7 protein-coding genes and 1 pseudogene are annotated in these 7287 nt (G+C 70.6%); 4 read left to right on the forward strand and 4 right to left on the reverse strand.

Annotation, left to right across the window (positions count from 1 at the left end):
* From G3I40_RS18365 to G3I40_RS18380, 4 genes and pseudogenes are all read right to left on the reverse strand, one after another.
* Positions 1-498, reverse strand: a pseudogene (locus tag G3I40_RS18365) (hypothetical protein); the annotation flags it as partial.
* On the reverse strand, positions 480-1232 hold the full coding sequence (locus G3I40_RS18370; RefSeq protein WP_164303223.1) for an ATP-binding cassette domain-containing protein: 753 nt from the start codon (positions 1230-1232) through the stop codon (positions 480-482). The pseudogene G3I40_RS18365 and the gene G3I40_RS18370, both read right to left, overlap by 19 nt.
* Before the next feature lie 186 nt (positions 1233-1418).
* The gene (locus tag G3I40_RS18375) at positions 1419-2798 is read right to left on the reverse strand and encodes an aspartate aminotransferase family protein (RefSeq protein WP_164303224.1); all 1380 of its coding nucleotides are present in this window, start codon (positions 2796-2798) and stop codon (positions 1419-1421) included.
* The gene (locus G3I40_RS18380) at positions 2783-3298 is read right to left on the reverse strand and encodes an Lrp/AsnC family transcriptional regulator (RefSeq protein ID WP_164303225.1); all 516 of its coding nucleotides are present in this window, start codon (positions 3296-3298) and stop codon (positions 2783-2785) included. The genes G3I40_RS18375 and G3I40_RS18380 overlap by 16 nt, the downstream gene beginning before the upstream one ends.
* A gap of 164 nt (positions 3299-3462) precedes the next feature.
* Between G3I40_RS18380 and G3I40_RS18385 the strand changes: the two genes are divergently transcribed.
* The 4 genes from G3I40_RS18385 to G3I40_RS18400 form a co-directional block, all read left to right on the forward strand.
* Complete coding sequence (locus G3I40_RS18385) at positions 3463-4905, forward strand: gamma-aminobutyraldehyde dehydrogenase (RefSeq protein WP_164303226.1); 1443 nt, start codon at positions 3463-3465, stop codon at positions 4903-4905.
* Positions 4902-5399: a DUF1990 domain-containing protein gene (locus G3I40_RS18390; protein WP_164303227.1), complete on the forward strand. Its 498-nt coding sequence runs from the start codon at positions 4902-4904 to the stop codon at positions 5397-5399. The genes G3I40_RS18385 and G3I40_RS18390 overlap by 4 nt, the downstream gene beginning before the upstream one ends.
* A 184-nt stretch (positions 5400-5583) precedes the next feature.
* Positions 5584-6771 carry a spermidine/putrescine ABC transporter substrate-binding protein gene (locus tag G3I40_RS18395; RefSeq protein WP_164303229.1) on the forward strand — a complete coding sequence of 396 codons (1188 nt, stop codon included), beginning with the start codon at positions 5584-5586 and terminating at the stop codon, positions 6769-6771.
* Between the two features lie 44 nt (positions 6772-6815).
* Positions 6816-7287: HXXEE domain-containing protein (locus G3I40_RS18400; RefSeq protein WP_164303228.1), on the forward strand; the 472-nt coding region annotated here is incomplete at its 3' end.

Here is a 7287-nt window from a genome sequence, read left to right on the forward strand (position 1 = left end):
CAGCACGACGGCGCTCGCACCCGACGCGGCGAGCGGCACGAAGGTGAGCAGGGTGAGCGCGGCCGCCAGCGGCAACGGCCGGTCGGCGGCGAGCAGTTGGCGTGCCGCGCCGTCGAACGGCAGCCCCGAGAGGTCACCGCGCAGATGCAGGAAGAACAGCAGCGCCAGCATCGAGCCGAGCGTGCAGGCGATCGCCGTGGAGATCGCGGCGAGGAGCGTGAGGCGGGCCGGGCCGAGGCCGACCGCGGACAGTCCGGGCCGCGGCCGCGTACCCGGGTCCGAGCGGGCGACGGCGACCGCGAAGTACACGGTGGCGGCCAGCGGCACGACGCACCAGGCGAGGCGCAGCACGGCACTCGTCGAGGCTTGGGGGTGGCCCATCGCGTAGCCCAGCGTGCACAGCAGCAGGAATCCGGTGCCCGCCGAGGCGGCGGCCACCAGCAGTCTGCGGAACTGGACCAGGGGATGGGCGCCGCGGGCTAGACGGAGAGCGAGCACGCGGCCCGGCCTTCCGTACCGGTGGTGTCGTCGAGTCCGGCCGCCGGCAGGTGCACGGTGTTCACCCGGCGCCCGTCGAGCAGCGACACCGTGCGGTCGGCGAGCGCGCTGACCTCGGGGTCGTGCGTGGCGAGGACGACCGTGATGGCGTGCGAGCGGGCCGCCGCCGTCAGCGTACGAAGGACGTGCGTGCGCTCGGCGCGGTGCAGGGTCGCGGTCGGCTCGTCGGCGAAGACCACGTCCGGCGCGTGCACGAGGGCGCGGGCGATGGCCACGCGCTGCCGTTCGGCCATGCGCAGCGCGGCCGGGCGCTTGCGGGAGAGGTGGCCGACGTCGAGCCGGTCGAGCCACTCGTGGGCGGCGGTCTTGGCGGGGCGGCGGCCGGTGCCGCGCAGCATCAGCGGCAGGGCCGTGTTCTCCCAGACGTTCAGTTCGGGGACGAGGGCCGGCTCCGGGTCGATCCAGCCGAAGCGGTCGCGGCGCAGCCGCTCGCGCACCAGGGCGCCCATGGTGTGCACGGGCGTGCTGTTGAACCACACCTCGCCCTGCTGCGGCAGGAGCTGGCCCGACAGGCACTGCAGCAGCGTCGTCTTGCCGGCGCCGCGCGGGCCGCTGACGGCGAGGATCTCGCCCTCGCGCACGCCGAGCGAGACGCCGGTGAGCGCGGGCGAACCGCTGTGGGAGAAGTGCAGGGAGCGTGCCCAGAGCACGTCGTTGTCCGGCGGGGCCACCATCGCGTACACCTCGGTTCAGATCAGTTGCCTTCCCCCGTACGGGGGAACGAAGGCGCGGCCGATCGGTCACTGGGCACGGTAGGGATCCGCCCGCGGAAGCCGGAGAAAGGACGCGGCCCGGCGACGCCCATCTCACTCGGATGGGTGTCACCGGGCCGCGTCCGGGGCCCGTGGGCCCGGGCTCGCTCAGATCTTGGTCCAGGCCTCCGTGAGCACCTGACGGACGATGCCCTCGATCTCGTCGAAGGTCGACTGGTCCGCGATCAGCGGCGGGGAGAGCTGGATGACCGGGTCGCCACGGTCGTCGGCGCGGCAGTACAGGCCGTACTCGAAGAGCTTCTTCGACACGTAGCCGTACAGGATCCGCTCGGACTCCTCGTCCGTGAACGTCTCCTTGGTGGCCTTGTCCTTCACCAGCTCGATGCCGTAGAAGAAGCCGTTGCCGCGGACGTCGCCCACGATCGGCAGGTCGTTCAGCTTCTGCAGGGTGTTGAGGAAGTTCGCCTCGTTGTCCAGCACGTGCTGGTTGAGGCCCTCGCGCTCGAAGATGTCCAGGTTCGCGAGGCCGACGGCCGCGGAGACCGGGTGGCCGCCGAAGGTGTAGCCGTGCAGGAACGTGTTGTCGCCCTTGTAGAAGGGCTCCGCGATGCGGTCGGAGACGATGGCCGCGCCGATCGGGGAGTAGCCGGACGTCATGCCCTTGGCGCAGGTGATGATGTCCGGGACGTAGCCGAACTTGTCGCAGGCGAACATCGTGCCGAGGCGGCCGAAGGCGCAGATGACCTCGTCGGAGACGAGCAGCACGCCGTACTGGTCGCAGATCTCGCGCACGCGCTGGAAGTACCCGGGCGGCGGCGGGAAGCAGCCGCCCGCGTTCTGCACCGGCTCCAGGAAGACGGCCGCGACCGTCTCCGGGCCCTCGAAGAGGATCTCCTGCTCGATCTGGTCGGCGGCCCAGCGGCCGAAGGCCTCCGGGTCGTCGCCGTGGATCGGGGCGCGGTAGATGTTCGTGTTCGGCACCTTGTGCGCGCCGGGCACGAGCGGCTCGAACGGGGCCTTCAGGGCCGGGAGTCCGGTGATGGACAGCGCGCCCTGCGGGGTGCCGTGGTAGGCGACCGCGCGCGAGATGACCTTGTACTTCGTGTGGTTGCCGGTGAGCTTGTGGTACTGCTTCGCCAGCTTCCACGCGGTCTCGACGGCCTCGCCGCCACCGGTGGTGAAGAAGACCTTGTTGAGGTCGCCCGGCGCGTGGTGGGCCAGGCGCTCGGCCAGCTCCACCGCCTTGGGGTGGGCGTACGACCAGATCGGGAAGAAGGCCAGCTCGGCCGCCTGCTTGGCGGCGACCTCGGCGAGCTCGCGCCGGCCGTGGCCGGCCTGGACCACGAACAGGCCCGCGAGGCCGTCGAGGTACTTCTTGCCCTTGTCGTCGTAGATGTAGGTGCCCTCGCCACGCACGATGGTGGGAACGGGCGCGTTCTCGTACGACGACATGCGCGTGAAGTGCATCCACAGGTGGTCGTACGCGGTTCGGCTGAGGTCCTGGCTCACGGCTATCGGGTTCCCCACATATAGGTCTGCTTCTTGAGCTTGAGGTAGACGAAGCTCTCGGTGGAGCGCACTCCGGGAAGGGCCCGGATGCGTTTGTTGATGACGTCCAGAAGGTGGTCGTCGTCCTCGCAGACGACCTCCACCATCAGGTCGAACGAGCCCGCCGTCATCACGACGTACTCGCACTCCGGCATGGCCGTCAGCGCGTCCGCCACGGCATCCAGGTCGCCCTCGACGTTGATGCCGACCATCGCTTGGCGCCGGAAACCCACGGTGAGCGGGTCGGTGACGGCGACGATCTGCATCACGCCCTGGTCGAGGAGCTTCTGGACGCGCTGGCGCACGGCCGCCTCGGACAGGCCGACGGCCTTGCCGATGGCGGCGTACGGGCGCCTGCCGTCTTCCTGGAGCTGCTCGATGATGGCGAGGGAGACGGCGTCCAGCGGCGGCGCTGAGCCGTTCTTCGGACGGGGTCCCTTGGGATCTGCGCTGCGACTGGCCACGACCTCACTGTGCACGAGGGGTCGTCCGTTTCGCAAGCCCGGAGCGATGTAATTCGTTGTCTACGTATCCGATACTCACGGATTTCGTAGGTCCAGGGTGGTGGGGGGTGTCGAAAACGTCGGTGAACGGATTAGGGTGGGTGTCTCAAGCAGTGGACACACCGACAGGGAGGCCGGCAGTGAGCACCAGTGAACTGCGTCGTCTGCGTAACTACATCGACGGTGAGTTCAAGGACGCCGCCGACGGACGGACCACCGAGGTGGTCAACCCCGCCACCGGCGAGGTGTACGCGACCGCCCCGCTGTCCGGGCAGGCCGACATCGACGCCGCCATGGCCGCCGCCCACGCCGCGTTCCCGGCCTGGCGCGACCTGACCCCGGCCGAGCGCCAGAAGGCCCTGCTCAAGATCGCGGACGCGTTCGAGGAGCGGGCCGAGGAGCTCATCGCCGCCGAGGTGGAGAACACGGGCAAGCCGATCGGCCTGACGCGGAGCGAGGAGATTCCGCCGATGGTCGACCAGATCCGGTTCTTCGCGGGCGCCGCCCGGATGCTCGAGGGGCGCTCCGCGGGCGAGTACATGGAGGGCCTGACCTCCATCGTCCGCCGCGAGCCGATCGGCGTCTGCGCCCAGGTCGCGCCGTGGAACTACCCGATGATGATGGGTGTCTGGAAGTTCGCGCCCGCGCTCGCCGCCGGCAACACGGTGGTGCTCAAGCCCTCGGACACGACGCCCGCGTCGACCGTCCTGATGGCCGAGATCATCGGCTCGATCGTCCCCAAGGGCGTCTTCAACGTCGTGTGCGGCGACCGGGACACCGGCCGCACGATGGTCGAGCACCCGACCCCGGCGATGGCCTCCATCACCGGCTCCGTGCGCGCCGGCATGCAGGTCGCCGGGTCCGCCGCCAAGGACCTCAAGCGGGTCCACCTGGAGCTGGGCGGCAAGGCGCCGGTCGTCGTCTTCGAGGACACCGACATCGCCAAGGCCGTCGAGGACATCTCGGTCGCGGGCTTCTTCAACGCGGGCCAGGACTGCACGGCCGCCACCCGCGTCCTCGTACAGGAGTCGATCCACGACGAGTTCGTGACCGCCCTGGCCAAGGCCGCGGCCGACACCAAGACCGGTCAGCCGGACGACGAGGACGTGCTCTACGGCCCGCTCAACAACCCGAACCAGCTGAAGCAGGTCTCCGGCTTCATCGAGCGCCTCCCGGCCCACGCCAAGGTCGAGGCCGGCGGCCACCGGGTCGGAGAGGTCGGCTACTTCTACGCGCCGACCGTCGTCTCCGGCCTCAAGCAGGACGACGAGATCATCCAGAACGAGGTCTTCGGCCCGGTCATCACCGTCCAGTCCTTCACCGACGAGGCCCAGGCCGTCGAGTGGGCGAACGGCGTGGACTACGCGCTCGCGTCGTCGGTCTGGACGAAGGACCACGCGCGCGCGATGCGCATGTCCAAGGTCCTCGACTTCGGCTGCGTGTGGATCAACACCCACATTCCGCTGGTCGCCGAGATGCCGCACGGCGGCTTCAAGAAGTCGGGCTACGGCAAGGACCTGTCGGGCTACGGCTTCGACGACTACACGCGCATCAAGCACGTGATGACGTCGCTGGACGCGTGAACCTCACCTATACGGAGGTCGGAGCGACCCTGACGGACCGTGAACTCCCGTCGGGGTACGCCCACTTGGACCGTCGTGTCCGGCTCGGCTCGGGGCAGCAGTGCTTCGAGCGGGCCGGCGCGGCGGTTCTTGCGTGGGGCGCCCAGCGCGGGGCCGGGCTCTCGGTGACGCCGGGCGACGAGGCCCGCGAGGGCGCCGATGCCGTCCTGCGTCTGCTGTGGCTGCGGATTCCCTGCCGGGTGGTGCGGGTCGTGCGCGACGGGGACCGGACCGGATTCGCGTACGGGACCCTGCCCGGGCATCCGGAGTGCGGCGAGGAGGCGTTCCTCGTCGAGCGGGACGCGGACGGGACCGTGTGGTTCCGGGTACGCGCCTTCTCGCGGCCCGGGCGGTGGTACGCGCGGGTGGGCGGGCCCGTCGCGCGCGCGGTGCAGTCGTGGGTGACGCGGCGGTACCTGCGGGCCGTTGTCGCCGCCGCCGGGGATACGCCGTAGGGGCGTGCCGTGCGGCGATCCCTCTCCGTGTCTGCTCGGCCGCCTGTCGGACCTGGGGCTGCTCGCAGGCCGGACCGGCTGAGCGGATCGACAGGGTGTCGGCCCCGGCCCGCCCCGCTCGACGCAGCGTCCATTGCCCCGGCCCGTAGCGCGACGGCATCCTGCGACCGTGCGAGCGAACCCCATGAACCCCGGCCCGACCCGTCGTTCCCTGCTGCGCGCCCTGGGCGGTGGTGCGGGGGCGGCCGCGGTCGGCGCCCTCGTGACCGGCTGCGGGGTGCCCGCCGCGTACGTGAAGCCCGGCGACCGCGCGGGCCGGGACCAGTCCTCCTCGGACAAGCGGCTCACCTGGGCGAACTGGCCGCTCTACATCGACGTCGATGACGACAACCCGACGAAGCGGCCCTCGCTCGACGCCTTCGAGAAGCAGAGCGGCATCCAGGTCAAGTACACCGAGGAGATCAACGACAACGACGAGTTCTTCGGCAAGATCAGCCCCTCGCTGATGAACCACCAGAAGACCGGCCGGGACCTCATCGTCATCTCCGACTGGATGTGCGCCCGCTTCGTGCGCCTCGGCTGGGTGCAGGAGATGGACCGCGCCCGTCAGCCGAACGTCACCCAGTACCTCGACCCGCTGCTGCGGTCACCGGCCTTCGACCCGGGCCGCAAGTACACCGTGCCGTGGCAGTCGGGCATCACCGGCATCGCGTACAACAGGCGGAAGCTGGGCCGCGAGATCCGCCACGTCTCCGACCTGTGGGCCGACGACCTGAAGGGGCGCGTCACGCTCCTGTCCGGCCTCGACGAGTCCTTCGCGCTCCTCATGCAGGGCAACGGCGTCGACATCACCAAGTGGACCGCCGGCGACTTCCACCAGGTCTGCGACCAGGTCGAGAAGCTCGTCAGGACGCAGCACATCCGCCGCTTCACCGGCAACGACTACATCAAGGACCTCTCCAGCGGCGACGTCCTCGCCTGCCAGGCCTACAGCGGTGACGTCATCCAGCTCCAGGCCGACGACCCGGACATCGAGTTCGTCGTGCCCGAGGAGGGCGCCGAGCTGTGGGCCGAGTCCCTGATGATCCCCAACCTCGCCGACCACAAGGCCAACGCCGAGCGCCTGATCGACTACTACTACCAGCCCGAGGTCGCCGCCGAACTCGCCGCCTGGGTCAACTACGTCTGCCCGGTCCCGGCCGCGAAGGACGTCCTCGCCTCCTCCAAGGACAAGGACACCGCCGCACTCGCCGAGGACCCCCTGGTCTTCCCCGACGACCAGATGCGCTCACGTCTCGCGATCGCCCGGGACATCAAGTCCTCGGAGCGCACGGAGTTCGCGAAGCGGTGGAACGCGATCGCGGGGCTGTAGGGGGCCTCGGCCGCCGCGACGCGCCGGCGCCTACTCTGCCCTCCATGAGGGATGACGAGACGGTCGGCACGGCCGTGACCCTGGGTCTCTTCGCCGCGTGGGCGCTGCACGACACCGAAGAGGTGCTCACTGCCCCGCGCTGGATCCGAAACCAGGTGCCCCGGCTGCGTGAGCGGTGGCCGGACGTGCCCGAGCGGGTGTGGCGGGCCGTACAGGGCGTCGACGAGCGGGAGTTCACGCGGGCCGTGGGCGTGATGGCCGGCATCGTCGGTGCCGGGGCCGTCGCCGGCTGGGCGAGCGGCGGGCGCAGCGCGGCCTACCAGGCCGTGCTGAACGGGTTCGGCCTGCACGGCCTGCTGCACGTCGGGCAGGCCGTCGCCGTCCGCGGATACACGCCCGGCGTCGTGACCTCACCGACGCTCGTCGTGCCGTTCACGCTGTGGGCACGGAGCCGGCTGAAGCGGGCCGGCGTGCTGCGCCCCGGCGGCGCCGGCGCGGTCGTCACCGGGCTCGGCA

It is taken from the genome of Streptomyces sp. SID14478 (assembly GCF_010548525.1).
Lineage (GTDB): Bacteria > Actinomycetota > Actinomycetes > Streptomycetales > Streptomycetaceae > Streptomyces.

Excerpts from the sequence above, each read along its gene's own strand:
- G3I40_RS18395 (WP_164303229.1), top strand. The coding sequence starts at position 5,584 with ATGAACCCCGGCCCGACCCGTCGTTCCCTGCTGCGCGCCCTGGGCGGT.
- G3I40_RS18370 (WP_164303223.1), bottom strand. The coding sequence starts at position 1,232 with ATGGTGGCCCCGCCGGACAACGACGTGCTCTGGGCACGCTCCCTGCAC.